Source organism: Bradyrhizobium sp. 21 (genome assembly GCF_023073335.1).
Classification (GTDB): domain Bacteria; phylum Pseudomonadota; class Alphaproteobacteria; order Rhizobiales; family Xanthobacteraceae; genus Bradyrhizobium.
In genome coordinates this window covers 643,522-668,511 of record NZ_JADPJG010000035.1, presented here as the reverse complement: position 1 = coordinate 668,511, position 24,990 = coordinate 643,522, and the positions used below count along the sequence as shown (strand labels likewise).

Genomic DNA, 24,990 nt, shown 5'->3' with positions numbered 1-24,990 from the left:
GGAATCATTCGGGAAAGAGCCGGGCTCCACGAGCGGATTCGTGGCCTTCGAACCGGATTCGGGGAGCCTCCGTCCAACTGGGCACGCGGGCCACAACGGACCGCCTCAACCCGGATGGAGTTTCACATGTCGATCAAGATCAGGATTGCCGCCGTCGCTCTCGCTGCCCTCGCTGTCACCGGCAGCATCGTGTCCACCACCTCGCAGGCCGAAGCCAAGCCGCTGGGCTGGGGCGTCGGTGTCGGTCTGGGCATCGCCACCGCCGCCGTCGTCGGCAGCGCGATCGCGGCCAACAATGACCCCTATTACTACGGCTATCACCGCTGCGGCTGGGTCGCCCAGTACAACGCCTACGGCCAGTTCATCGGCCGCGTGCGCAGTTGCTACTGATCTAGGTACCTGAGGCCGATCTCACGTGGATCCTGCGTCCGACACGGGCGCCTCATCCACCCCGTGTCGTGCCCCCGACCCCGCCCGGCTGTCCCCCCGGGCGGGGTCATTCATTTTTGGGCCTCGGGAATTTGTTGCAGTCGCGTCACACCGAGATGCGAACCATCCTCTGCGGCAATCCGCGTCAGTTGCTATTGCGAATTAATCGCAATAAGGTTCGCAACAAGCTCAGGGGCTTGGGAAGAAACCGCGCCGGATCGAGATCATCTCGGCCGATCGCGGGCGCACCTGAGACCTGATGACAGGGTCGCCGCGAATCGGCAGGGATATCGCGGCGGGTGGGACACATCTGCGTTTGGGGGCGTGGGTTTTGACGTTGAGAGGTCACCGTTACAAGTATTTGCAGACGGCCGCGGCGATTGCCTCGGGCGTATTGGCTTTTCCGGCCGCCAGTCGCGCGGCTGATCTGCCGTTGAAGGCACCGGCGCTGAAGGCCGTCTATGACTGGACCGGCCTCTACATCGGTGCGCATGCCGGTTTCACCCGGGGCACGTCCTCGGCCACGCTGACCGATCCCACGGTCGCGACCGACAATCATGGATTCACCGGCGCGACCGGCGGCGTACAGACCGGCTACAACTGGCGGCTTAATTCGGGCTTCCTGCTCGGCGTCGAAGGCGACATCTCCTTTCCCAACTATCTGCCTTCCAACCATGTGGTGTCGTCGGCTGCGACCGCGCTGTCGAGCGCGGAGGAACGTTGGGACTATGTCGCGAGCCTGCGCGCGCGGCTCGGCTACACCAGCGGCGCCTTTCTGTTCTACGCGACCGGCGGCGCCGCTTTTGCAGGTGAGCGCTTCCTCTCGACACCTGCAGGCGGCAACGAGGAAAAGGTGTTGAACACGCGGTTCGGCTGGATCGCCGGCGGCGGCGTCGAATATGCCTTCGCGCCGCACTGGAGCGCCCGGCTGGAATATCTCTACAGCAAGTTCGAGAACGCCCACGTCACCTTCCCCTCCGGCGCGCAATATTCGTCCTCGATGGATTTCCAGAGCCTGCGGATCGGCCTCAATCGCAAGATCGACTGGCCGGGCGTGCCGACCTACAATCCGAAGTCGGATGTGACGGACACCGAGTCCAGCCGCTGGGAGATTCACGGCCAGTCGACGGTGCTGGGGCAGGGCTACCCCGCGTTCCACGCGCCCTATACCGGAACGAACAGCCTGCTCCCGTCGCCGGACTTCCAGCAGACCTGGAGCAACTCGCTCTATCTGAATGCGCGGCTGTGGGATGGGGGCGAGGTCTATTTCAATCCCGAGCTGCTGCAGGGTTTCGGCTTCAACAACACGACGGGCGCCGCGGGCTTCCCCAACGGCGAAGCGCAAAAATCCGGCTTCCCCTATCCGCATTTCAACCCCTCGCGACTGTTCGTGCGCCACACGTTTGGCTTCGGCGGCGAGCAGGAGGAGCTTGCCAGCGGCCAGTTTCAGCTGGCCGGCAAGGCCGACGTGTCGCGTCTGACTCTGCAGGTCGGAAAGCTCTCGGTGGTCGACGTGTTCGACGGCAATTCCTACGCGCACGACCCGCGCAAGGATTTCATGAACTGGTCGATCTGGGCCTCCGGTGCTTTCGACTATGCCGCCGACAAGCTCGGCCTCGGATACGGCGCCACCGCCGAATTGAACCAGAAGCAATGGGCTTTGCGCGCCGGCTACTTCCTGATGGACGCGGTATCCAACTCGAACAATTTCGACATGAACATCGGCCGCCGCGGAGAATATGTCGTGGAGCTCGAGACGCGTTACTCGCTGTTCGGCCAGCCCGGCAAGCTGCGCACGCTCGGCTTCGTCAACAGCGCCTATTCCGGCAGCTATCGCGACACGCTGGACAATCCGGCGTTCGGTGTCGACATCCGCCAGACCCGCCGCGGCCGCCTCAAATACGGCTACGCGCTCAATGTCGAACAGGCCGTCACCGACGACATCGGCGTGTTCGGCCGCTGGAGCTGGAACGACGGCCGCAACGAGATCATGGCCTTCACCGACATCGACCGCAGCCTGTCGCTGGGCGCCTCGGTCAAGGGCACCAGATGGGGCCGCCCCGACGACGTCGTCGGCATCGCCGGCGCCATCAATGCTCTGTCGCCGGACCATCGCGACTTCATCGCCGCCGGCGGCTTCGGGCCCTTGATTGGCGACGGCCAGCTCAACTACCGGCGCGAACGGGTGCTCGAGACCTATTACGCCTATGCGCTGAACAACGCGCTGACCTTCACCGCCGACTATCAGCTCATCACTAATCCCGCCTACAACGCTGATCGCGGCCCGGTGTCGGTATTCTCGGGACGGCTGCACGGCGAGTTCTGATCGGATCAGAACAGCAGCGCGACGCCCGAGATGAGCAGCAATGCGAGCACGATCTTCCGGAACGTGGTCTCGTCGATCCGGCCGAACAGCTTGAGCCCGAGCCACGTGCCGGCGAACAGGAACGGCAGGCCGAGCGCGAACAGCTTTGCCGTCTCGAACGTGATCGCCCCCTTGGCGCCCAGCAGCAGCGCCGCCACGGCGAACACCACGACCGCGACCGGCTGGAAGGTCGCACGCTGGACGTCCTTGGGCAGGCCACGCAGATTGCACCAGATGGTAATGATGATGCCGCCAAGGCCGGTCAGCCCGCCGACCAGGCCGTTGACGAAACCCACGGCCATATCGGCAGCAGGCGGCACGACGGACGAGATCTTGAGCTGCGGGCGCAGCAGCGCATAGAGGCTGAACGCGATCAGGATCGTCCCGACCGCGATGCGGACGCTTTTGGGGTCGGCCCAGGTGAGAAGCGACACCCCGGCTGGCACGCCGAGGACGGCACCAGCCATGAACGGCCATAGCCGGCGCCAGTCGAGCGCGCTGCGCAGCTTCCAGACCGAGTAGCCCTGCACCAGGAGGCCGAAGCCGACGATCAGGCTGGCGCTCTGAAGCGGCGTCAGCACGTAAAGCCACAGCGATGCCGCGACGAGGCCGAAGGCAAAACCGGAGAGGCCGGCGACGAAGGCGCCGGCGAAGGTGGCTAACAGGAAAAGCGGTAGTTCGATTGTGATCCCGTCCATTGCTCGCTCCAAACGTCAGCGAGCAGCGCTTGCGTGGGATCACCACTTTACGGGGAGGCTGCGACATCCCCGGTGCTGCGAGCCTAGGTGAAGCCGCTTCCCTCGACAATGACCTTCTTAGGCGGCCCGGATCGCGTCCAGAAATTTCCCGACCTCGACCTTGAGGCGGCTGCTCTCGCCGGACAGTGACCTCGCAGACGCAAGCACGTTGGAGGACGCCGATCCGGTCTGGCTCGCACCGCGCTGCACATCGACGATGCTGGCGGAGACCCGCTGGGTGCCGTGCGCCGCCTGTTGCACGTTGCGGGAAATCTCCCGCGTCGCCGCGCCCTGCTCCTCGACCGCCGAGGCGATCGCCGATGCGATCTCGGACATGCGGGTGATGGTGTCGCCGATCGACTTGATGGCGCCGACCGAATCCTCCGTCGCCGTCTGGATCCCGGTAATCTGCAGGCTGATCTCGCCGGTGGCCTTGGCGGTCTGCTCGGCCAGCGCCTTAACCTCGGAGGCGACCACGGCAAAGCCGCGCCCGGCCTCGCCGGCGCGCGCCGCCTCGATGGTGGCATTGAGCGCCAGAAGATTGGTCTGGCCCGCGATCTGGCTGATGAGTTCGACCACGTCGCCGATCCGGCCGGCGGCCTTGGCGAGCTCGCCGACATAGGCGTTGGTTCGCCCCGCCTGCTGCACCGCTTCGCCGGCAACGCGCGCCGAGTCCTGGACTTGCCGGCTGATCTCGTCGACCGAGGACGCCATCTCCTCGGCCGCCGCAGCAACGGTCTGCACGTTGGTGGAGGCCTGTTCGGAGGCGGCCGCGACGGTCGCGGTGACCTTTTCCGATTGATCGGCCGTGCTCGTCAGCGTTCCCGCCGACACTTCCAGCTCCGAGGATGCCACCGACACGGTGTTGATCACGTCGCCGATCATGGCTTCGAACTCGCGCGCGATCTGGTCCATGCGCTGGCTGCGCCGGAGCTTCGCCTCGGCTTCGACCGCGGCCGCCTCATCGGCGGCCTTCTTGGCGACCAGCGAATCCTTGAAGTGCCGGAGCGAGCCCGACACCTGGCCGATCTCGTCATTGCGGCCCGTCGCGGGAATCTCGACCTCGTGCTGTCCGGCGGCGAGCGTTCCGATCACATCCGCGAGCCTGCTGAGCGGCGTCACCACGCGGCTGCGCAGCATCATGGTCACCCCACCGAGCGTCCCCAGCAGCGCCAGCACCGCGACGCCCGCAAGCGCGAGCATCGCCAGCGCGCCATCGCGCGAGGCCGAGGCGCGCTCGGCAGCTTCCCCAAGCGCGGCGTCGCGCACGCCGTAGAACATCTGGATGGCCGGCACGATCACGCGCGCCAGCTCGTCGGCGTTGATTGCGTATTTGCCGTCAGCCCGTGCGGCGGGCATCTCCTTGTCCACGGCGAGCGCGGCTTTTCCGAAATACGATTCGGTCGCCGCCTTCAGCGTGGTGACGAGGCGGGGCGGGCTGCCGAGCTGGTCGATACCGGCCTCGATGCGCTCGCGGTCGGCCTCGACACGCCCCTGCATGCGATCCATCAGCGACAATTCGGCCGCGTTGAGCGGCCGGCGTGCGCTCAGCGCCGGCGAGAGGCTGGCGGCGCGGCTGCCGGCCGAGACGCGCAGATCCTGTGCCGTCCGCGCCAGGCCCAACAGCGCCGCAAGCGAGGAATCGGAATTGATGACCTTCGCTTCGAGCCGGTTCATGATCGGCTCGATATTGCCGATGACCTCGGCAACGCCCGGAAGGAAGCCCTTGATCACGGCGCTGTCGCGCGCCGCCAGCGGAACGCTCATCGCGCGATCTGCCGCCGTGGTGATGTCTTTGAGCCGCCGCGCGGCGCGGTCCAGGTTTTCGAGCATCGGACCGGAATCATCCAGCACCATGATTGCGCGCCTTGCCCCCTCGACGGCGGTATCGGCCGCCTTCGCAGCCTTCGCGGCAGCTTCGATCTGGGCCGGTGTCGCGGGGTCGTCCTGGAAAATCGGGGAGATGTAGGGGGCGCGCAGGCCTGCGACATGCTGGCTGACCATCAAGGTCGTACCGAAAGCCTCGACCGTCTTGATCGCGTCGGAGCGGTTCGTGAAGATTCGCGTCTGGGGTACGAGCACCTCGGCGCCAAGGACGACTGCAAAAACCGTCACCGTCAGCATCGACAGCGCGAAGAGTTTCCCGATCCGCATTCTGGTCCCCAATACATTCCTGCAAATGTCGAAACTTAGCTGGCCGCCACTAAGGGCCGGTTAAGCAACGGCATGCCCGTAGTTCCGCGGGGTGGCATGGTCGGGCCTTCGGAAAGTGTCGCCTTGGGGTTCCCTGGCGGGGCCGGATGCGACAGAATCGTCGGCAATTCTCCCCGAATACCTATATCAATACCTGTGCCGCCATCTGGCCACACTCCCTTACCTCGGAACGTCAATGCTCTCCGTCGAACTCGCTATCGTCGTCGTCCTGATCGTCATCAACGGCTTGCTGTCCATGTCCGAGCTGGCCGTGGTCTCGTCACGCCCCGCGCGGCTGTCGATGCTCGCCGCCAAGGGCGTCCGCGGCGCCGAGCAGGCGCTGACGCTCGCGGCCGATCCCGGAAAATTCCTCTCGACGGTGCAGATCGGCATCACGCTGGTCGGCGTGCTCTCCGGCGCGTTTTCGGGCGCGACGCTGGGGCAGCGGCTGACGCTATGGCTGCTCGAGCTTGGCCTGTCCGCAGGGATCGCCGACGTCGTCGGCGTCGGCATCGTGGTCACGCTCATCACCTACGCCACCTTGATCGTCGGCGAGCTGGTGCCGAAGCAGGTGGCGCTGCGCGACCCCGAGAGCATCGCGGTCAAGGTCGCCCCCGCGATGCACGTTCTGGCGCGGGTCTCGCTGCCGCTCGTTTTCCTGCTCGATCTCTCCGGCAAGCTGATCCTCTCGCTGCTCGGTCGCGGCGGCAAGGCCGAGGAGAAAGTCTCGGAAGACGAGATCCATCATCTCGTCAGCGAGGCCGAGAGCGCCGGCGTGCTGGAGTCGGGCGAAAAGGAGATGATCGCAGGCGTGATGCGGCTCGGCGACCGGCCGGTCGGCGCGATCATGACGCCACGAACGGAGGTCAAGGAGATCGACCTGCGCGATGCATCTGAGAGCATTCAGGCGATCATCGCCAAGAGTCCGCATTCGCGCTTTCCCGTATCCGACGGCGATCGCGACAAGCCGATCGGCGTGCTCCAGGCCAAGGACCTGCTGGTCGCCTACATGAACGAGCGCACGCCGGATTTGCGCGCGCTGGTTCGCGAGGCGCCTGGCATCCCCGCGTCCGCGGATGCCCGCGACGTGCTGGCGATCCTGAAGGCCGCGCCGGTGCATGTCGGGCTCGTCTACGACGAATACGGCGCCTTCGAAGGCATCGTGACGACGGCTGACATTTTGGAATCGATCGTCGGCGCCTTCCATTCCGAGGAAGGCCCGCCGGAACCGGCCTTCGTCAAGCGCGCGGACGATTCATTTCTGATCTCGGGCTGGATGCCGGTCGACGAGTTCGGCGAGCTGCTCGGCATCGAAGTGCCGCCGCACCGCTACAACACAGTCGCGGGGCTCGTGCTGCAACAATTCAACGTGCTGCCCGATGTCGGCGACGCCTTCGACCTCGGCGGCTGGCACGTCGAGGTGGTCGATCTCGACGGGCGGAGGATCGACAAGATTCTGGCGAGCCGGCTGAGTGAGGTGGAGACGGGGTAGTTTGAGTGATAGAGCGAACCAAAACCACCGCTGTCGTCCCGGCCTAGTGCGCAATTGCGCACGGGGGCCGGGACGACAGTTGAGTTTGTTGCGCGAACTCCCTCAAACGCCAAGCCTCACCCGAACCTCACCCCGATCCGCTTTTCCTTGCGCCAGATCACGGTGCACGACAGATGCTTACCGTCGGCCTGGACGAAGAGGATGAAATGGTCGGGGATGCCGACGGGGCTGGTGACGTCGAGCGCGGCGCCGGTATCAGACAGGTTGCGAATGGTGCAGTCGATCGCGCCGCCGCCGAACTCGATCGTCCCGGCCTTCAGCACGCGATGCCTGGCTTTGTCGCGCCGCTCGTCCATCGGGACAATTTACACCCAAAGCTGACATTGACGTTAAGCCGCAACCGGGCCTGCCGGAGAATTTACATCCTGGCCGGGTGCGGCGGTATCATGCGGCGGCGATGCCTTACACCGCCGGCTCGAATGTCGTCGCCCGGGCCATCCGCCAGGCGTCGCCGAACCGCGGATCCTCCGTGCCTTCGAGCAGCTCGCCCGGGCGCAGCGAGGGATAGAGCTGTGCGAAGGATCTGACCTGGGTTGTCGAGGTCCGCTGGCTGAAGTGGACCGGGCGCAATTGCTGCGGATGCGTCAGGCCGGCGGCGGCGATCAGCTCGGTCAGCGAGTGCAGCGTGGCGTGGTGATAATTGTGCACGCGGTCGATCTTGAGCGGCACGTAGAGCGCCCGCGCACGCGTCGGGTCCTGCGTCGCGACGCCGGTCGGGCAGCGGTCGGTGTGGCAGCTCAGGGACTGGATGCAGCCCAGCGAGAACATGAAGCCGCGCGCTGAATTGCACCAATCGGCGCCGATCGCCATCGCGCGGGCCATGTCGAAGGCGGTGGCGATCTTGCCGGATGCGCCGAGCCTGATGCGGTCGCGCGCATTGATGCCGATCAGCGCGTTGTGCACGAAGTTGATGCCCTCGCGCATCGGCATGCCCAAATGGTCCATGAACTCCAGCGGCGCGGCACCCGTGCCGCCCTCATTGCCATCGACCACGATGAAATCAGGATAGATGCCGGTCTCCAGCATCGCCTTGCAGATCGCCAGAAACTCCCAGGGATGGCCGATGCAGAGCTTGAAGCCGGTGGGCTTGCCGCCGGAAAGCCTTCGCATTTCGGCGATGAACTGCATCATCCCGATCGGGGTGGAGAAGGCGCGGTGCGAAGCCGGCGAGATGCAGTCTTCGCCCATCGCGACGCCGCGGATCCTGGAAATCTCCTCCGAGACTTTTGCCGCCGGCAGCACGCCGCCATGGCCGGGCTTGGCGCCCTGGCTGATCTTGAGCTCGACCATCTTGATCTGGTCTTCGCCGGCGACGCGCGCGAAGGCCTCCGGATCGAACGTGCCGTCGCGATGGCGGCAGCCGAAATAGCCGGAGCCGATTTCCCAGATGATGTCGCCGCCCATTTCGGCGTGATAGGGGCTGAAGCCGCCCTCGCCGGTGTCATGCGCAAATCCGCCCTTCTTCGCGCCGGCGTTCAGCGCTCGCACGGCGTTCGGGCTCAGCGCGCCAAAGCTCATCGCGGAGATGTTGAACACCGAGGCCGAATAAGGCTTCTTGCAATCGGGGCCGCCGATGGTGATGCGAAACCTCTCCTCGGCATGCGCCTTGGGCGAGACCGAGTGATGCATCCACTCATAGCCCTCGCGGTAGACGTCCTCCTGGGTGCCGAACGGACGCTTGTCGAGCTGCATCTTGGCGCGCTGATAGACCACCGCGCGGATGTCGCGCGAGAACGGCATGCCGTCCTTCTCGCTCTCGAAGAAATACTGCCGCATCTCCGGGCGGATCTCTTCGAGCAGGAAGCGGATATGCGCCGAGATCGGGTAGTTGCGCAGGACCGCATGGCCCTTCTGCATGAGGTCGCGGACGCCAAGCAGCGTCAACGCGCCGAAGATCAGGATCGGGATCAGCAGGATGTCGAAGATCTTGCGGTCGGCAATGCCGATGCCGATCAGCAGCGCGGTGACGACCGCGCAGATCGTCAGGATGATGAAGCGCGGCGAGAATGGAAGCAGCAGGGTTTCCATGATCCCCTCTTCCGCCAGCGGCAGCCGTTTGGGCGATCCGTTGGGCGCTCCGTTGGACGATTCCTGCGTCTTAATCTCGTCGGCCACAATTCCCATCCTCTCGCCAGCATGAGGCGATACGATACGCCCGCGCCTGTCATACGGATATGACGCGGCCCGTGTTTCACGCTAGCGAATTCGGCGGGGACAAATCAATCAGCCCGATGGGCGGGCTGCTGCGGTGCAGCAGGGCCGGGCCGACGACCACACTCACCGCGGTCGTCCCGGCGAAGGCCGGGACCCATAGCCACAGGACACGGTTTGGCGAAGACTTTGGGGAACGGCAATTGTCCGCGAGTCGAGAAACCTCGCGGTATGGGTCCCGGCCTTCGCCGGGACGACCAGAGAGAGCGCCGATCAGCGTTCGACGAAGGCCTTCTCGATCACGAAATGGCCGGGCCTGTTGCCGGAGCCCTCGACGAAACCGCGGCCCTCGAACATCACTTTCAGCTCTTCGAGCATCCCCGGGCTGCCGCACATCATGATGCGGTCGGTGGCGATGTCGAGCGGGCCCTGGCCGATGTCGTTGAAGATCTGCTCGGAGCTGATGAGGTCGGTGATGCGGCCGCGGTTCTTGAACGGCTCGCGGGTCACGGTCGGGTAGTAGATGAGCTTGTCGGCGAGCAACTCCCCGAACAGCTCGTCCTCGCGAAGGCTGGCGACGAGCTTCTCGCCATAGGCGAGCTCGGAGACCTGGCGGCAGCCATGCACCAGCACGATGCTGTCGAACTGGTCGTAAACCTCGGGATCCTTGATCAGGCTGGCGAAGGGCGCCAGGCCCGTGCCGGTCGAGAGCAGCATCAGCCGCTTGCCGGGGATGAGGTTGTCGGTGATCAGCGTGCCGGTCGCCTTGCGGCCGACCAGGATGGTGTCGCCTTCCTTGATCTTCTGGAGACGCGAGGTCAGCGGACCGTCCTGAACCTTGATCGAGAAGAACTCGAGCTCTTCCTCGTGATTGGCGCTCGCCATGCTGTAGGCACGGAGCAGCGGGCGACCCTCAACCTCGAGGCCGATCATGGCGAACTGGCCGTTCTGGAAGCGGAAGCCGGAATCGCGGGTGGCGCGAAAGCTGAACAGGGTGTCGGTCCAATGCTGGACGGAAAGAACCTTCTCTCGGTAAAACGCGCTCATGATTTTCGATATTCCGAATAATTGCGGTTTTAAGGCAAAAGCATTGCCCAGCCCTGAAAGCGGGGCGCACACCATTGCCATGGCGGAGGATTTCTCGTGTGTGATCTACGCGATTGAGACCAATAATCAACCTCGTTCCGGATGCAATCGATGCCGGTCGAACCGGCATTTGCAGCGGAAATGGTCACATCATTGGTGAATCTGCTGCGGGACGCGCGCGGAGGGCAATTTCTTTTCCTTCCGAGGCTTCATTGCAGCACTTAATTTCCGTGGCGCTCGCGAGAATTTCATTAAGAATAGCTCTGGTTTTCACCCTGGTTGGCGCCGTTTCCCGCATCTTTGCGGCTTTTGGCGCCAGAAACGCTGAAACAGACGAAGCACATGACGGCGAGCGGCGAGCGGATCTTCGTCCAGGCGATCAGGCGCTATTGCGCTGAGCACGGCATTGCAGTCGACGTGCGTTCGGGTGGCTGGCTGATCGCGATGCGCGGGGGCGGGACGCGCCACTTCGCCTTCGGCTACGACATCGGCCTCAACAGCGCCATCGCGCATCGCCTGGCCAATGACAAATCGGCCACAGCCGAAGTGCTGGCGCTGGAGGGCGTGCCCTGCATTCCCCATCACCTCTTCCTCAACCCAAAGCTAGGCCTGAATGTTGTTGGCCCCACCTGGCGGGATGCAATGCTCAAGCTGCTTGCCGACCATCCGCAAGGCGTGGTGGTGAAGCCGAACGAGGGGACATCGGGACGTTCGGTGTTCAAGGTGACGACGGAGGCGGAGCTCGACCACGCGGCTGGCGAGGCTTTTTCGATGAGCGCAGGGCTCGTGATCTCGCCCTATGTCGCGATCGAGGAAGAGGTCCGTGTGGTGCTGCTCGATGACGTGCCCCTCGTCGTCTACAGCAAGCAGCGTGGCTCCGATTGGCGGCACAATCTCGATGCCGGCGCAAAGCCGGTGTTGCTGGAGGACGGCGAGGCGCGAACGGCTTGCGTGAAACTCGCGACCGACGCCGCGAGCGCCATCGGCATCGCCTTCGCCGCGATCGACGTGGTGCGCGTGGATGGCACGTGGCGGGTGCTCGAGATCAATTCCGGCGTGATGATGGAAGCGCTGGCGAAGCTCAATCCGGAGCTGGTGCAGGCGACGTATGACACTGCGCTGGATCGGGTGTTTGGGAAGACGCGCCGCGAGCCCTGATCCATCGCCGTCACCCTGAGGCGGCCGCTTCTTCAGCGGCCCTCGGAGGGCGAACGGCCCGGCTGCAGCAGTGCAGCCTTCATCCTTCGAGGCTCGACCCGCGATGCATTCGCATTGCGGGCCTCGCACCTCAGGATGACGGAATTTACACCGCCAACCCTTCGACGAAGAGCGTTGTCTAATTGTTCGCGCTCGCGGAATCGTCCATCGCCTTGAAGGCTTCCTCCAGCTGCAGCGAGATCGGCACGTTCATTTTTTCGCCGGTCGGCATACGCGCGATGAACCATTTGTTGTAGAGCGGCACGAGGTCATGGTTGGAGCCGAGCTTGCGGAAGGTGCGATCGACCACGGCTGTCAGTTGCGGCTCGCCTTTTCTGAACATGATGCCGTAGGGATCGTAGGACAAATAATCGCCGGTGACGCGAAACTTGTCCTGCGCCTTGTGGCGCACGATCAGGCCGGAGAGCAGGATGTCGTCGGTCGCGAACGCATCGGCCTTGCCGTCCAAGAGCATCTGGTACGATTGCTCGTGATCGGCGCCCACGGCGATCTTCAACCCCAGCGAGAGCTTCTTGTCGGCCGCCTGGATCGCCTGCTCGTTGGTGGTGCCCTTCGTCACCACGATGGTCTTGCCCTTCAGATCGGTCAGCGACTGGACGCTGGACGCCTTCGGCACCATCAGCTTGGTGCCGGCGACGAACATCAGCGGCGAGAAGGCGACACGCTTGCCGCGCTCCGCATTGGCCGTGGTCGAACCGCATTCCAGGTCGATCTTGTTCTGGAGCACCGCATCGATGCGATCGTCCGAGGTGACCTTGACGTAGTCGATCTTCAGATTGGGATCGTCGACCTCGACGCCGATCTCCTCGACGATGGCCTCGCACAATTCGAGGCTATAGCCGATCGGGCGTCCCGACTGGTCGAGGAAGGAGAACGGCGGGGAGCTTTCGCGATAGCCGAGCCGCACGGTGTGCGCAGTCTTGATGGCTGACAGCGTCGGGCTAAGCCCTTCGCTGCCGCCGGTCTGGGCGGAGGCACCCGTGGCCAGCAGGCACGCTGCCAACAACAGGCCGCCCGATATCGCCATTGAAAGGCGCATGTTGCACTCCGATCAATGGCCGGCCATCGCAGGCACTTCGCCGGGGATCATGTCCCCCGGCACGGCGTCGCTCGGGCCAAGCTCGTGCTCGGGCCCGAGCTCGCCTTCCCACTTGGCCACGACCGAGGTCGCCAGCGTGTTGCCGATCACGTTGGTGGCGCTGCGGCCCATGTCGAGGAAGGTGTCGATGCCCATGATCATCAGCAGGCCCGCCTCGGGGATGCCGAACTGCGACAGCGTCGAGGCGATCACGACGAGGGAGGCGCGCGGCACGCCGGCGACGCCCTTCGAGGTGATCATCAGGGTTGCCAGCATCGCAAGCTGCGTCGAGAGCGACATCTCGATGTGATAGGTCTGCGCGATGAAGATGCTGGCGAAGGTGCAGTACATCATCGTGCCGTCGAGATTGAAGGAATAGCCGAGCGGCAGCACGAAGCTCGAGATCCGCGACGAGGCGCCGAACTTGTTCAGTCCCTCCAGCGTCTTCGGGTAGGCCGCTTCAGAACTCGCGGTGGAGAACGCGATCATCAGCGGCTCGCGGATCAGCTTCAACAGATGGCTGTAGCGCGGCCCTATCACGACGAAGCCCACGACCACCAGGATAGCCCACAGGATCATGAGCGAGAGATAGAAGCCGCCCATGAAGACGATCAGCTTCCAGAGCACCAGCAGGCCGTTCTTGGCCACGGTCGCGGTGATGGCGGCCCACACTGCGATCGGCGCGAACAGCATCACATAGCTGGTCACCTTGAGCATGATGTGGCCGATATCGTCGATCAGCGCCAGGATCGGCTTGGAGCGCTCGGGCATCGAGCCCATCGCCACCGAGAAGAACACGGCGAAGATCACGATCTGCAAAATCTCATTCTGCGCCATCGCGTCCGCGATCGAGGTCGGGATCAGATGGGTCAGGAATTTCTCGATCGAGAAGGCCGACACCGGCAGGCCGGTCGACTGCCCCGCCGCAGGCAGCGTGCCCGGGAAGTTCGCGCCGGGCTGGAGCAAATTGACCATCACGAGGCCGAGCAGCAGCGAGACGAAGGACGCGCTGATGAACCAGCCCATGGTCTTGGCGAAGATGCGGCCGAGCTTGGAGCCCGAACCCATATGGGCGATACCGCCGACCAGGGTTGCAAACACCAGTGGCGCGATGATCATCTTGATCAGGCGCAGGAATATCACGGCGATCAGGTTGATGGACGAGGCCCAGTCTCCGCGCGTATCGGGCATGAAGTTGTAGATCGCGGAGCCCATGATGATGCCGAGCACCATCGCGGCCAGAATGTATTGCGTAAACCTGTTCGACATTGAAGACCCCCCACACCACCGACCGCTTCATGATGTCGCAGATATGACGAGTACGCAACACGCATTGCGTGCGCCCGCTTGGACGGATGTTCCCGTTGCGAAACCGACGCCCGCGATCTAGCCTTCACGCAGCGCACAACGGATGCGGGTTGCACGTTTTCTTTGCGACGGCTGCATCAATAATCGTCAAACAACGGAGGAGGAAACGCCATGAGCGGCAGCATCAATCGTCAGATTCTTCTGGTAGAAAAGCCCAGCGGCAAGCTCGGTCCCGAGCACTTCAAGATGGTCGAGGGTGCGATGCCGGAGCCGAAGGACGGCGAGGCCTTGCTGCGCGTGCGTTACATCTCGCTCGATGCCGCCAACCGCGCCTGGATGCACGGGGCGACCTATCGATCCGCCGTCGAGGCCAACAGCGTGATGGCCGGCGGCGCCATTGCCGAGGTCGTCAGTTCGAAGGCGCCGGAGCTTGCGCCCGGCGACATCGTGTTCGGCGACACCGGCTGGCAGGAATATGCCGCAGTGCCGGCAAGACATCTCACGAAGATGCCGAAGCTCGAACCCATGACGCATCTGCTCAGCGTGTTCGGCATCGCCGGCCTCACCGCCTATTTCGGCCTGCTGGAGATCGGCAAGCCCCGGGAGGGCGAGACGGTCGTCGTGTCCGCAGCCGCAGGTTCGGTCGGCTCGATCGTCGGGCAGATCGCCAAGATCAAAGGATGCCGCGTGATCGGCATCGCCGGCGGCGCCGACAAGTGCAACTGGCTGACCGCCGAGCTCGGCTTCGACGCGGCCGTGGACTACAAGGACGGTGCGGTATTCAAGGCGCTGCGCGCGGCCGCCCCGAAGGGCATCGACGTCTATTTCGACAATGTCGGCGGCGACATTCTGGAAGCCTGCCTGCCGCAGATGAACAATTACGGACGCATCGCCTGTTGCGGCGCGATCTCGCAATATGACGGCGCTCCCTCCGCGCACGGCCCGCGCGGCGTGCCGGGGCTGATCGTGGTGAAGCGGCTCGTCATGCAGGGTTTTATCGTGATGGACTACATGAAGGACAGTGCGCGCGCACTCGCCGACCTCCAAGGCTGGGTCAAGTCCGGCAAGTTGAAGGTGCAGGAAGACATCATCGATGGATTGCAAAACACGCCCAAAGCGCTGATCGGATTGCTTGCGGGCGAGAACCGCGGCAAGCGCATGGTCCGGCTCTGACGACGTAGTTACGTCGCAATTACCAAGGCATAATCTACTTGCGGTTGAGGTCGAAGCGGCCAATGATGCCGCGCGCGGCATCACCCGCGACGATTGTTTGCATCACATTTAAAATATCGTCGGCATTACCGACAGGGCAGGAATTCATTCAGATGTTCAACACGTTGAAACATGTATCAACGCGCTCGGCGTTGCTGGCGGCAACTCTGTTCGCAACTGCAACAGGCGCGTTCGCGCAAGCCCCCACCGAGGCGCAGAAGAGCGCCATCCGCTCCGCATGCCGCTCGGACTTCATGGCGCACTGCTCGAGCGTCACGCCCGGTGGTGTGGAGGCGTATCAATGCCTGCAGAAGAACATGTCCAGCCTGTCATCGGGATGCCAGACCGCGGTGCGCGCGGTCGAGCCCGCTGCGGCGCCGAAGACTGAAGCGGCACCCGCCAAATCCGAACCGGCAAAGACGGAAGCTGAGCCGAAGCCGGCGGCCGCAACCGCTCCGAAAGCCGCCGCCGCAAAGCAGCCGAGCAGCGCGCAGGTCGCTGCGGTCAAGAGCGCGTGCCGCGCCGATTATCCAAAAGTGTGCGCCAGCGTGCCGCCGGGCGGCGCCCCCGCCCTCGAATGCCTCGAGAAGAACAAGGCGAAGGTTTCGCCGGCCTGCGAGAAGGCCGTGAGCGCCGCGGCGGGCGGTGGCAACGCAGCAGCAACGGCAGCGCCTGCGGGCGCAGCTCCGGCGGCTGCCGCACCGGCGGCTGCGCCCACCGTGATCGTTCTGCGCCCGCTGCGGCCGCGCGAAGAGCTGTTCATCGTGCGGTCCGCCTGCGGCGCCGACATCCGCACGCTCTGCGCCGGCGTCGCACCCGGCGGCGGTCGTATCGTGCAATGCGTCGCCAGCAATGCGGCGGCGCTGTCGCCCGCCTGCAAAGACGTGCTGGCACCGTTCGCGGCGCGTTAGGGCAGCACGCAACTCACGCGCCATCGCGCGCTTCGAAATTCGGCGGCGCGCGTAGATGAATTTTCGCGCGGCCTGCAACGACAGACCTTTTGCGATATCCGATTTCAATCACGACAAGACCGGAGAACGACATGCGCGCCTTCCTGCTTATCGCTTCTGCTCTCTTCGCCTTCGCGGCCACCATGACGTTTGAGACCACCGATGCCAATGCGGTGGTGTGCGCCCGCGGCGTCTATCGCGCCGGCTGTGCCGGGCCGAACGGGGCCGTCGTTGTCCGCAAGCCGGTTCCTGTGGTCCGCTGTACCAGGGTGTTGGTGAACGGCGTCTACGTGAAGCGCTGCGTCTGACGGTGCGGATGGCCAAGCCCGCGTGGTTTGGCTATGCTTCGCAATGTCACTGCTTCGGACACGCGCCAAACGCGTGTCCGAACGTGAGTTTCGGCGCGCCTGGCGCTGGCGATAATTCCGCTGGCGCGGCAGGCCGGAGCACATTAGGCTACCCCTAGATAGTAAGTATACTGTCAATTAGGGAGGCAGAATTTGCGGATCGCCGTGATTGGCGGGGGGCCCGGTGGGCTCTACTTCGCCTATCTCTGGAAGAAGCGTCACCCCGAGGATCAGGTCGACCTGTTCGAACAGAACCCGGCCGACGCGACCTGGGGCTTTGGCGTCGTGTTCTCCGACCAGGCGCTGGAATTCCTGCGCGCGGACGACCCCGAGACGGTCGATGCGATCGCGCCGCATATGGAGAGCTGGGAGAACATCACGCTGAGCCTGGGCGGCGACAGCGTCGCCATCGATGGCGTCGGCTTCTCCTCGATCGGGCGGCTCGAGCTCTTGCAGTTCCTGCAGCAGCGCGCGCTCGATGCCGGCGTCACGCCGCGCTTCGACACGCAGATCCATGCGATCGACCAGCTCAATGGCCACGATTTGATCGTCGCCGCCGACGGGCTGAACTCACCGGTGCGGCGTGCCTTCGAAGGCGATTTCGGGACGTCGCTGTCCTACTCCTCCAACAAGTTCGTCTGGTACGGCACCTCGAAGCGCTTCGACACGCTGTCGCAGACCTTCGTCAAGACCGACCGCGGTGTCTTCAACGCCCATCACTACCGCTACTCGCCGACCATGAGCACCTTCCTGGTCGAATGCGATCATGCGACGTGGCAGGCCTACGGTTTCGCCTACAAGGACGTGGAGCAGTCCAAAGGTGTCTGCGAGGAGGTGTTCGCCGACACGCTCGGCGGCCGCTCGCTGGTCTCCAACAAATCGGTCTGGCGCAATTTTCCCTGGGTCTGGAACGAGCACTGGTCGTTCAAGAACATGGTGCTGCTCGGCGATGCCCTGCACTCGGCGCATTTCTCGATCGGCTCGGGCACGCGGCTCGCGATCGAGGACGCCATCGCGCTGGTCAAGGCGCTGGAATCGGACGCGCATCTTTCGACGGCCCTGCATCGCTACCAGGCCGCGCGAAAGCCGGTGGTGCAGAAGCTCGTCAACGCCGCGCGGACCAGCGCTTTCTGGTACGAGCACTTTGCTCAGCACATGCAGCAGGGCCTGATGGACTTTGCCTATAGCTACATCACCCGCTCCGGCCGCATCGACGACTCCCGCCTGCGCGCGATGTCGCCGGCCTTCATGGCGCGCTACGAAGCCGCCAAGAACGGGGGAGATGAGGCGTGAGCGACCAGATTCACGACCAGGTGCCCGCCGACTGCGCGGGCGCGCGCGAGATCGGCTTTTCCGTTCCGCAGGTCTACAACGCCAGCCGCGCGCTGTTCGACAATCTGGGCAAAGGCCGCGGCGATAAGCTCGCGCTCATCGGTCCCGCGGGCACGCGGACCTATGCCGAAATCTGCGCGGAAGCTTGCCGCTGGGGGAACGGTTTTGCCTCGCTCGGCCTGAAGCGCGGCGATCGCGTGCTCTTGTTCCTCGACGACACGCCGGCCTATCCGGCCGCGTTCTTCGGCGCGGTGCGCGCGGGCTTCGTGCCGCTGCTGATCAACACGCTGACGCCGCCGGATTTGCTGCAGTTCTATCTCGCCGATTCCGGCGCGGCTGTTGCGGTGACCGAGTCCGAATTCTGCCCTCGCTTCAATGCGGAGGCCTGCAGGGACACCGGCTTGTGCACGCTGATCGTCGTCAATGGCGCGGTGGGCGATCACGCTGCGCCGAACGCCCTCTCTGCCGCCGGCTGGCTCCCGCAATTTCCGACCGAGCTCGCGGAGGCCGCCACGCACCGCAACGAATTGGCGTTCTGGATGTACTCGTCCGGATCGACCGGCCGACCGAAGGGCATCGTGCATCTCCAGCACGACATGGCCTATAGCGAGGTCGCATTCGCGCAGAACGTCTTGAAGCTGACGCCGGATGACATCTGCTTCTCGGTGCCAAAAATCTTCTTCGCCTATGGCTTTGGCAACTCGATCACCTTCCCGTTCTCGGCCGGCGCGACGACGCTGCTGTTGCCGGGCCAGCCGAAGCCCGCGGCGATCTTCGCGGCGACCGAGCAGTACAAGCCGACGGTCTTCTTCGGCCTGCCGACGCTCTACACGTCGCTGACCAAGGCCGGGGGAGCCGACAAAACCGACTTCTCGTCGCTGCGCATGGCGCTCTCTGCCGCCGAGGTGCTCTCGGCCGAAGTCTTCAACGGCTGGAAGACGCTCACCGGGCTCGAGATCGTCGAAGGCCTCGGCTCGACCGAGGTGCTGCACATCTATCTCTCCAACCGCCCCGAGCGGAAGAAGCTCGGCGCCGCCGGCTTGCGCGTGCCCGGCTACGAGGTGGCGCTGCGCGACAAGGACGGCCGCGACGTCGCCGATGAGGAGGAAGGCATCTTGTGGGTGCGCGGCGATTCCAACACGCCGCTGTACTGGAACCGGCCGGACAAATCCGCCGAGACGATTCGGCAGGGCGGCTGGATCTATACCGGCGACCGCTTCGTCCGCGATGCCGACGGCTTCCACTTCTTCCGCGGCCGCGCCGACGATCTCATCAAGATCTCCGGCCAGTGGGTCTACCCGCTCGAGGTCGAGCTGTGCCTCGCCGACCACCCCGATATCCGCGAATGCGCGGTGTTCGCGGCCGAGCTGCCGGATCGCCGTATGACGCTGAAGGCGGTGGTGGTGATGAACAGCCGCACGGCCGACCAGGGCGAAGCGACGCGGCGGCTACAGGACTACGTCAAGGGCAAGCTGCTGCCCTACAAATATCCGCGCGAGGTGATCTTCATCGACGAGCTGCCGAAGACGGGGACGGGGAAGATCGATCGGCAGGCGTTGTTGCGGATGTGAGGGGACGGCGTAGCTGCATTCTCCGTGTCGTCCCGGCGGAGGCCGGGACCCATAACCACAGAATTAAGTTTGGCGAAGATTGGTCATGACCATCTCGCACCACAATTCCCACCCGGCGTATGGGTCCCGGCCTTCGCCGGGACGACGGCGGAGCTTTTGGGTGCAAACTGCCAAGCCCCCTCAGCCGGCCTTCCCCAGATGCTCCAGCGCGTCCTCCGCCCGCAACGGCACCCGTGACGCCTCGTTGTTGAGATCGACGAGCTGCACCAGCAACCCCATCAGCGCCTTGCGGTCGGCCCGCTTGAGCGGCTCCAGCATCCGCGCCTGGGCCCGTTCGACGGCCGGGATGATGTCGCGCAGGATCGCCGCGCCCGACTTGGTCAGGTACAGCAGCTTGATCCGCTTGTCCTCGAGCGCCGGCCTGCGCTCGACAAAATCCTTGGCCTGAAGCCGCTCGATCACGCTGCCGAGCGTGGAGCGGTCGAAGGCGATCACCGCCGACAACCGGGTCGCGTCGATGCCGGGATGGGTGTGGATCGCAATTAGTGCCGCGTACTGCACCGGCGTGAGGTCGAACGCCTTGCACTCCTCCATGAAGATCGAGACCGCGATCTGCTGCATGCGCCGGAACAGATAGCCCGGCGCGGCATAGACCGCGTCGATCGTGATCGGCGCAGGCTTACTCGGCATCGGGCTGCTTCTCCGGTGCAGCATTGGCAAATGCCGGCAGCGCCTTGGCGGCGGCTTCCGCCCCAAGCAGGCGCGGATAGGCCGAGACGTCGACGCCGAAGCGGCGCGCATTGGCGAGCTGCGGCACCAGGCAGAGATCGGCGAGCGTCGGCATATCGCCGAAGCAGAACGGGCCCGCCTCGTCCCAGATCAGCGTTTCGCAGGCCGAAAGCCCCTCGCGATTGACCCAAGCCGCCCAGTCCTGAACTTTCTCTTCGGCAAGGCCAAGCTCCCGCAGCCGCGCCAGCACCTTCAAATTCTGCACCGGGTGGGTGTCGCAGGCAATCGCCAGCGCGAACGCCCTCACCTTAGCGCGCTGTAACGCATCCTTCGGCAGCAGCGGCGGGTTAGGACAGATTTCCTCGAGCCATTCGATGATCGCGACCGATTGGGTCAGCACTACGCCTGCATCGTTCTCCAGCGCGGGCACCAACCCCTGCGGATTGATGGCGAGATAGGCGGGCGCGCATTGCTCGCCCTTGCGAAGATGATGCGGCAAATGCTCGGCGCCGAGGCCCTTAAGGTTCAGCGCAATCCGCACCCGGTAGGCGGCGCTGGAGCGGAAATAGCCGTGCAGCTTCATCAAGACCTCCCGTTTTCGTTGTTGTTCGCGACATTGACGCTACCTAGATCGTAAGTATACTGTCAATCAACAAAACGAACGGGAGCCGCACCATGGAAGCCGTGACCAAGACGCCGGAACGCGAGGCGTTCTACAAAAAGATCGACGGCGAGAACCTCACCGCGCTGTGGACGGTGATGAGCGACCTGATCACGCCGGAGCCAAAGAGCGCCTGCCGGCCGCATCTGTGGAAATTCGAAATCATCCGCGACTACATGACCGAAGCAGGCAAGCTGATCACCGCGAAGGAAGCCGAGCGGCGTGTGCTGGTGCTGGAGAACCCGGGCCTGCGCGGGCAGTCGAAAATCACCACCTCGCTGTATGCCGGCGTGCAGATGGTGGTGCCGGGCGACGTCGCACCCGCCCACCGGCACAGCCAATCGGCGCTGCGCTTCGTGCTCGAAGGCAAGGGTGCCCACACCGCTGTCGACGGCGAGCGCACCGCGATGGAGCCCGGCGATTTCATCATCACGCCGTCGATGACCTGGCACGATCATTCCAACGAGACAGACCAGCCGATGTTCTGGCTCGACGGCCTCGACATTCCGCTGGTGCAGTTCTTCGACTGCTCGTTTGCGGAAGGCTCCAAGGAAGACCAGCAGAAGATCACGAGACCGGCCGGCGACAGCTTCGCGCGCTACGGCCACAATCTCCTGCCGGTCGACGTGAAACGGAGCTCGAAGACCTCGCCGATCTTCAGCTATCCCTATGCCTACACGCGCGAGGCACTGGAGAAGGCTCGCACGAGCCAGGAGTGGGACGCATGTCACGGGCTGAAGCTGAAGTTCAGCAACCCCGAGACCGGCGATTTTGCGATGCCGACCATCGGCACCTTCATCCAGTTGCTGCCGAAGGGTTTCAAGACCGCGCGCTATCGGTCAACCGATGCGACCGTGTTCTGCCCGATCGAAGGCCACGGCCGCAGCCGCATCGGCGATGCAACGTTCGAATGGGGCCCGCGCGATCTGTTTGTGGTGCCGAGCTGGCAATGGGTGACGCACGAGGCCGACATGGATGCGGTGCTGTTCAGCTTCTCTGATCGACCCGTGCAGCAGAAGCTGGATTTGTTCCGCGAGGATCGCGGGAACGCGTGAAGCCGAACTATTGGCCGCACTCTCCGCTGTCGTCCCGGCGAAGGCCGGGACCCATAATCACAGGGAGAAGTTTGGCGAAGGCTCTTAGTTGTTCTTTGGTACGAACACTGCGATCCCTCGATAGATCACGCGGTATGGGTCCCGGCCTTCGCCGGGACGACGGCGGAGTAAACTTCACCGCCAGTGCAATAGCCGCGTCTCCAGCCAATTGATCACCCTGCCCACCGCCAGCCCAAACACCGACAGGATCACCACGCCCGCGAGCAGCTGATCCGTCTGCATCAAATTGCCGGCCTGCAACACGAACGCGCCGATGCCGTACTGGGCGCCGATCATCTCGGCGCTGACGACGAGCAGCAGCGCCACCGAGGCGGTGATGCGGAAGCCGGCGAGGATCGCGGGCAGCGCGCCGGGCCAGATCACCTTGCGCACGATGGTGGCGAACGGCACGTTGAAGCTCTGCGCCATGCGGATGAGGTTGCGCGGCACCGCATCGACGCCGCTATAGACCGAGATCGCGGTCGAGAAGAACACCCCTAACGCAATGGTCGCGATCTTCGGCTCTTCGCCGATGCCGAGCCAGAGGATCAACAGCGGTAGCAGCGCGATCTTCGGGATCGGAAACAGCGCCGAGATGAAGGTGATGCCGACGCTGCGCGCCAGCCGCGACAGGCCGATGGCAAAGCCGACGGCCACGCCGGCCGCCGTGCCGAGCAGCCAGCCGACGCCGATGCGCAGGAGCGAAGCCGACAGATGCTGCCAGAGCGCGCCGGAGGCGGCGAGCTCGTAGAGCGCGCGTACAATCGCGAGGGGTGCAGGCAGGAACAGCGGATTGACGACGCCGGCGCTGCCGGCCGCCTGCCAGATCGCGATGACCAGCGCCAGCGCGATCCAGCCGCCGAAACGGCTGCTCGCCGGCACGAAGCCGGCGCCGCGAAAGAGGACGCGCCGCGTCGCTTTATCCTTCGCAGTTTCAGGTGCCGCGCGGTCAAGCATGCTGAACCTCGCGCTCGGCATCGATCGCCTCGTTGCGGATCAGCGACCAGATCTGGTTCTGAAGCGCGAGCAGCTTTTCGCGCGCCGCCGTCTCGCCGCGCTCAGTGCGCGTCATCGGCACGGTCACGACCTCGCGAATGCGGCCGGGACGCCGCGACAGCACCACGATGCGGTCGGCGAGCCGTGCCGCCTCTTCGAGATTGTGCGTGACGTAGACCGCCCCCATGCCGCCATCGGCGAGCAGCCGGACGAAATCCTCCATCAACAACTCCCGCGTCTGCGAGTCCAGCGCGGAGAGCGGTTCGTCCATCAGGAGAATGGCGGGGCGCACCGCGAGCGCGCGCGAAATGCCGACACGCTGGCGCATGCCGCCGGAAAGCTGTTTTGGATAGGCCTTGCGAAAATCGGTCAGACCGGTGCGGCGCAAGGCATCGTCGACCAGCGCGCGGCGCTGCACGGCCGAGAGCTGCGTGTGCAGCAGCGGGAATTCGACGTTCTCCTCCACATTGGCCCAGGGCAATAGCGCAAAATCCTGGAACACGAAGGTAAGCGGATTGAGGCTGTCCGCCGGCGGCGCCCCGCGCAACTCGGGCGCGCCGGAGGTCGGCAGCAACAGCCCGCCCAGAATCGACAACAGCGTGCTCTTGCCACAACCGGAGGGACCGACGATCGCCACCACCTCGCCGGCCCTGACGGTGAAGGAGACATCGTCGAGCACGGCGAGATCGCCGAAGCGATGGCTGATGTGGTTGGCGATCAGGTCCATGTCACGGCCTCAGTGTCGTCCCGGCGAACGCCGGGACCCATACGCCGATTGGCAGTTGTGGCGCAAAATGGTCATTGCTTGTCTTCGCCAAATTCAATTCGGTGGTTATGGGTCCCGGCCTTCGCCGGGACGACACTGAGGGCTTGGCAACAGTGACGGCCCCGCTACATCCTGGCCGCTCATCCTTCGAGGCTCGCTTCGCGAGCACCTCAGGATGACGGTAATAGAGAAGAGCGCGCATCATCAATCCGCCTTCACAAAGTCCTTGGCGATGATCGCATTGGCGTCAAACCCCTTGTCGGCAAAGCCCTGCTCCTGCAGCCATTTGATCTGGTTGTCGACGTTCTTCACATCCAGCTTGCCGTCCGGATCGACATAGGCGCAGTTGCCGACCACCTGCTCGAGCGGCAGGTTGGTGTATTTTGCGATGATCTCCAAAAGCGGTTTTGTCTGTTCGTTGATCGGCGCGACGCCGTCCTTCATCGCGGCGAGGATGACGTCGTGATATTCGCGATCGGCTTTTGCCAATACGCCGAGCAGTTTCGTCACCAGCATCTTGTTGGTCAGCGTCTTCGGCGAGGCGAACACCGCGCCCAATTGCCAGGGCGTCTCGTCGCCGACCCAGCCCAGAAACTTCGCGCCGCCCTCGTCCATCAGTTTTCGCGCGGTGGAGATGGGAAGGAGCGCCGCCTCCACAGTCTCGCCCTTCAGCGCGGCGGCCGCGTTCGACAGCGATTGCAGCGGGATGATCTTCACGTCGGCGAGCTTGAAGCCGTATTTGTCGGCAAGCAACCCCAGCGAATAATGAAAGGAGGAGCCGACCTGCGTCACCGCCACGCGCTTGCCCGCGAGGTCCTTCGGCGTCTTCAAGCCGGCGGCGTAGGCCTTGTTGCTGGCGAAATAACCGATCAGCGGATAGCCGGCCTTCTCGCGGCTCATGCCGCCGATCACCTTCAGCACGCCCTTGCCGGCGAGATTGTAGAGGCCGGCCGTGAAGGCGGTGACGCCGAAATCGATGTCGCCGGAGGTGGTGGCGACCGCGATCGGCTGCGCCGCGTCAAAGAATTTCAGCTCGACCTCGAGGCCGGCCTCGCGAAAATAGCCCTTGTCCTGCGCGATGAAGACAGGCGCGGAGGACGACAACCTGAGCACGCCGATTTTCGCCTTCAGCGCATCCTCGGCTTGCGCCGGGCCAATCGCCATGAGCGCCACCAAGCTCGCCAAAGCGAACCGCGCAACCGCACCCATCCGGCT

General features: G+C 64.3%; 22 protein-coding genes. 10 read left to right on the top strand and 12 right to left on the bottom strand.

Annotated elements, in window-relative coordinates; all coding sequences use genetic code 11:
• Window positions 1-126 precede the first annotated feature (126 nt).
• Window positions 127-390, top strand: coding sequence for a hypothetical protein (locus IVB31_RS31795; RefSeq protein WP_247331974.1), 264 nt, complete (start codon window positions 127-129; stop codon window positions 388-390).
• A 400-nt stretch (window positions 391-790) separates the two neighbouring features.
• Complete coding sequence (locus IVB31_RS31790) at window positions 791-2,755, top strand: carbohydrate porin (RefSeq protein WP_247332358.1); 1,965 nt, start codon at window positions 791-793, stop codon at window positions 2,753-2,755.
• Window positions 2,756-2,760: 5 nt separating this feature from the next.
• On the opposite strand, the gene IVB31_RS31785 is transcribed toward IVB31_RS31790, so the two are convergent.
• On the bottom strand, window positions 2,761-3,492 hold the full coding sequence (locus IVB31_RS31785) for a sulfite exporter TauE/SafE family protein (RefSeq protein WP_247331973.1): 732 nt from the start codon (window positions 3,490-3,492) through the stop codon (window positions 2,761-2,763).
• 117 nt (window positions 3,493-3,609) lie between these two features.
• Complete coding sequence (locus tag IVB31_RS31780) at window positions 3,610-5,685, bottom strand: HAMP domain-containing methyl-accepting chemotaxis protein (RefSeq protein ID WP_247331972.1); 2,076 nt, start codon at window positions 5,683-5,685, stop codon at window positions 3,610-3,612.
• 235 nt (window positions 5,686-5,920) lie between these two features.
• Between IVB31_RS31780 and IVB31_RS31775 the strand changes: the two genes are divergently transcribed.
• Window positions 5,921-7,216 carry a hemolysin family protein gene (locus IVB31_RS31775; protein ID WP_247331971.1) on the top strand — a complete coding sequence of 432 codons (1,296 nt, stop codon included), beginning with the start codon at window positions 5,921-5,923 and terminating at the stop codon, window positions 7,214-7,216.
• 116 nt (window positions 7,217-7,332) lie between these two features.
• Here IVB31_RS31775 and IVB31_RS31770 read toward each other — a convergent pair whose 3' ends face one another.
• The 3 genes from IVB31_RS31770 to IVB31_RS31760 form a co-directional block, all read right to left on the bottom strand.
• Window positions 7,333-7,572 (bottom strand): PilZ domain-containing protein, encoded by a 240-nt coding sequence (locus tag IVB31_RS31770; protein WP_247331970.1) that lies wholly within the window; start codon window positions 7,570-7,572, stop codon window positions 7,333-7,335.
• Between the two features lie 106 nt (window positions 7,573-7,678).
• Window positions 7,679-9,400, bottom strand: coding sequence for an FMN-binding glutamate synthase family protein (locus IVB31_RS31765; protein WP_247331969.1), 1,722 nt, complete (start codon window positions 9,398-9,400; stop codon window positions 7,679-7,681).
• 300 nt (window positions 9,401-9,700) lie between these two features.
• Window positions 9,701-10,474, bottom strand: coding sequence for a ferredoxin--NADP reductase (locus tag IVB31_RS31760; RefSeq protein WP_247331967.1), 774 nt, complete (start codon window positions 10,472-10,474; stop codon window positions 9,701-9,703).
• 381 nt (window positions 10,475-10,855) lie between these two features.
• Between IVB31_RS31760 and IVB31_RS31755 the strand changes: the two genes are divergently transcribed.
• Entirely contained in the window at window positions 10,856-11,671 is an 816-nt protein-coding gene (locus IVB31_RS31755) for a RimK-like protein (protein ID WP_247331965.1), read from the top strand.
• A gap of 178 nt (window positions 11,672-11,849) precedes the next feature.
• On the opposite strand, the gene IVB31_RS31750 is transcribed toward IVB31_RS31755, so the two are convergent.
• Window positions 11,850-12,770: an amino acid ABC transporter substrate-binding protein gene (locus IVB31_RS31750; protein WP_247331963.1), complete on the bottom strand. Its 921-nt coding sequence runs from the start codon at window positions 12,768-12,770 to the stop codon at window positions 11,850-11,852.
• Window positions 12,771-12,782: 12 nt separating this feature from the next.
• A complete protein-coding gene (locus IVB31_RS31745) occupies window positions 12,783-14,078 on the bottom strand; it encodes a dicarboxylate/amino acid:cation symporter (RefSeq protein ID WP_247331961.1) in 1,296 nt (431 codons plus the stop codon).
• Between the two features lie 210 nt (window positions 14,079-14,288).
• Between IVB31_RS31745 and IVB31_RS31740 the strand changes: the two genes are divergently transcribed.
• From IVB31_RS31740 to IVB31_RS31720, 5 genes are all read left to right on the top strand, one after another.
• Window positions 14,289-15,290, top strand: a complete 1,002-nt coding sequence (locus IVB31_RS31740; protein ID WP_247331959.1) for an NADP-dependent oxidoreductase — start codon at window positions 14,289-14,291, stop codon at window positions 15,288-15,290.
• Between the two features lie 152 nt (window positions 15,291-15,442).
• Window positions 15,443-16,240 (top strand): cysteine rich repeat-containing protein, encoded by a 798-nt coding sequence (locus tag IVB31_RS31735; protein ID WP_247331957.1) that lies wholly within the window; start codon window positions 15,443-15,445, stop codon window positions 16,238-16,240.
• Between the two features lie 131 nt (window positions 16,241-16,371).
• The gene (locus tag IVB31_RS31730) at window positions 16,372-16,587 is read left to right on the top strand and encodes a hypothetical protein (protein WP_247331954.1); all 216 of its coding nucleotides are present in this window, start codon (window positions 16,372-16,374) and stop codon (window positions 16,585-16,587) included.
• Between the two features lie 192 nt (window positions 16,588-16,779).
• A complete protein-coding gene (locus IVB31_RS31725) occupies window positions 16,780-17,919 on the top strand; it encodes an FAD-dependent monooxygenase (protein WP_247331952.1) in 1,140 nt (379 codons plus the stop codon).
• Complete coding sequence (locus IVB31_RS31720) at window positions 17,916-19,529, top strand: benzoate-CoA ligase family protein (protein ID WP_247331950.1); 1,614 nt, start codon at window positions 17,916-17,918, stop codon at window positions 19,527-19,529. Before IVB31_RS31725 ends, IVB31_RS31720 begins: the two co-directional genes overlap by 4 nt.
• 180 nt (window positions 19,530-19,709) lie before the next feature.
• Here the strand turns inward: IVB31_RS31720 and IVB31_RS31715 are convergent, their stop codons facing one another.
• On the bottom strand, window positions 19,710-20,219 hold the full coding sequence (locus IVB31_RS31715) for a MarR family transcriptional regulator (RefSeq protein WP_247331947.1): 510 nt from the start codon (window positions 20,217-20,219) through the stop codon (window positions 19,710-19,712).
• Window positions 20,209-20,841, bottom strand: coding sequence for a maleylacetoacetate isomerase (gene maiA, locus IVB31_RS31710; RefSeq protein WP_247331945.1), 633 nt, complete (start codon window positions 20,839-20,841; stop codon window positions 20,209-20,211). Before maiA ends, IVB31_RS31715 begins: the two co-directional genes overlap by 11 nt.
• Window positions 20,842-20,933: 92 nt before the next feature.
• Between maiA and gtdA the strand changes: the two genes are divergently transcribed.
• Window positions 20,934-21,974, top strand: coding sequence for a gentisate 1,2-dioxygenase (gene gtdA / locus IVB31_RS31705; RefSeq protein WP_247331944.1), 1,041 nt, complete (start codon window positions 20,934-20,936; stop codon window positions 21,972-21,974).
• 174 nt (window positions 21,975-22,148) lie between these two features.
• Here gtdA and IVB31_RS31700 read toward each other — a convergent pair whose 3' ends face one another.
• The 3 genes from IVB31_RS31700 to IVB31_RS31690 all read right to left on the bottom strand — a co-directional run bounded on the left by IVB31_RS31700 (window position 22,149) and on the right by IVB31_RS31690 (window position 24,984).
• Window positions 22,149-22,970: an ABC transporter permease gene (locus IVB31_RS31700; RefSeq protein WP_247331942.1), complete on the bottom strand. Its 822-nt coding sequence runs from the start codon at window positions 22,968-22,970 to the stop codon at window positions 22,149-22,151.
• The gene (locus IVB31_RS31695) at window positions 22,963-23,736 is read right to left on the bottom strand and encodes an ABC transporter ATP-binding protein (protein ID WP_247331941.1); all 774 of its coding nucleotides are present in this window, start codon (window positions 23,734-23,736) and stop codon (window positions 22,963-22,965) included. Before IVB31_RS31695 ends, IVB31_RS31700 begins: the two co-directional genes overlap by 8 nt.
• Before the next feature lie 243 nt (window positions 23,737-23,979).
• Window positions 23,980-24,984, bottom strand: coding sequence for an ABC transporter substrate-binding protein (locus IVB31_RS31690; protein ID WP_247331940.1), 1,005 nt, complete (start codon window positions 24,982-24,984; stop codon window positions 23,980-23,982).
• Between the last annotated feature and the right edge of the window lie 6 nt (window positions 24,985-24,990).

Excerpts from the sequence above, each read along its gene's own strand:
- IVB31_RS31745 (WP_247331961.1), bottom strand. The coding sequence starts at position 14,078 with ATGTCGAACAGGTTTACGCAATACATTCTGGCCGCGATGGTGCTCGGC.
- maiA (WP_247331945.1), bottom strand. The coding sequence starts at position 20,841 with ATGAAGCTGCACGGCTATTTCCGCTCCAGCGCCGCCTACCGGGTGCGG.
- IVB31_RS31740 (WP_247331959.1), top strand. The coding sequence starts at position 14,289 with ATGAGCGGCAGCATCAATCGTCAGATTCTTCTGGTAGAAAAGCCCAGC.
- IVB31_RS31730 (WP_247331954.1), top strand. The coding sequence starts at position 16,372 with ATGCGCGCCTTCCTGCTTATCGCTTCTGCTCTCTTCGCCTTCGCGGCC.
- IVB31_RS31795 (WP_247331974.1), top strand. The coding sequence starts at position 127 with ATGTCGATCAAGATCAGGATTGCCGCCGTCGCTCTCGCTGCCCTCGCT.
- IVB31_RS31770 (WP_247331970.1), bottom strand. The coding sequence starts at position 7,572 with ATGGACGAGCGGCGCGACAAAGCCAGGCATCGCGTGCTGAAGGCCGGG.
- IVB31_RS31715 (WP_247331947.1), bottom strand. The coding sequence starts at position 20,219 with ATGCCGAGTAAGCCTGCGCCGATCACGATCGACGCGGTCTATGCCGCG.
- IVB31_RS31765 (WP_247331969.1), bottom strand. The coding sequence starts at position 9,400 with ATGGGAATTGTGGCCGACGAGATTAAGACGCAGGAATCGTCCAACGGA.
- IVB31_RS31775 (WP_247331971.1), top strand. The coding sequence starts at position 5,921 with ATGCTCTCCGTCGAACTCGCTATCGTCGTCGTCCTGATCGTCATCAAC.
- IVB31_RS31690 (WP_247331940.1), bottom strand. The coding sequence starts at position 24,984 with ATGGGTGCGGTTGCGCGGTTCGCTTTGGCGAGCTTGGTGGCGCTCATG.
- IVB31_RS31735 (WP_247331957.1), top strand. The coding sequence starts at position 15,443 with ATGTTCAACACGTTGAAACATGTATCAACGCGCTCGGCGTTGCTGGCG.
- IVB31_RS31695 (WP_247331941.1), bottom strand. The coding sequence starts at position 23,736 with ATGGACCTGATCGCCAACCACATCAGCCATCGCTTCGGCGATCTCGCC.
- IVB31_RS31760 (WP_247331967.1), bottom strand. The coding sequence starts at position 10,474 with ATGAGCGCGTTTTACCGAGAGAAGGTTCTTTCCGTCCAGCATTGGACC.
- IVB31_RS31780 (WP_247331972.1), bottom strand. The coding sequence starts at position 5,685 with ATGCGGATCGGGAAACTCTTCGCGCTGTCGATGCTGACGGTGACGGTT.
- IVB31_RS31750 (WP_247331963.1), bottom strand. The coding sequence starts at position 12,770 with ATGCGCCTTTCAATGGCGATATCGGGCGGCCTGTTGTTGGCAGCGTGC.
- IVB31_RS31755 (WP_247331965.1), top strand. The coding sequence starts at position 10,856 with ATGACGGCGAGCGGCGAGCGGATCTTCGTCCAGGCGATCAGGCGCTAT.
- IVB31_RS31785 (WP_247331973.1), bottom strand. The coding sequence starts at position 3,492 with ATGGACGGGATCACAATCGAACTACCGCTTTTCCTGTTAGCCACCTTC.
- IVB31_RS31700 (WP_247331942.1), bottom strand. The coding sequence starts at position 22,970 with ATGCTTGACCGCGCGGCACCTGAAACTGCGAAGGATAAAGCGACGCGG.
- gtdA (WP_247331944.1), top strand. The coding sequence starts at position 20,934 with ATGGAAGCCGTGACCAAGACGCCGGAACGCGAGGCGTTCTACAAAAAG.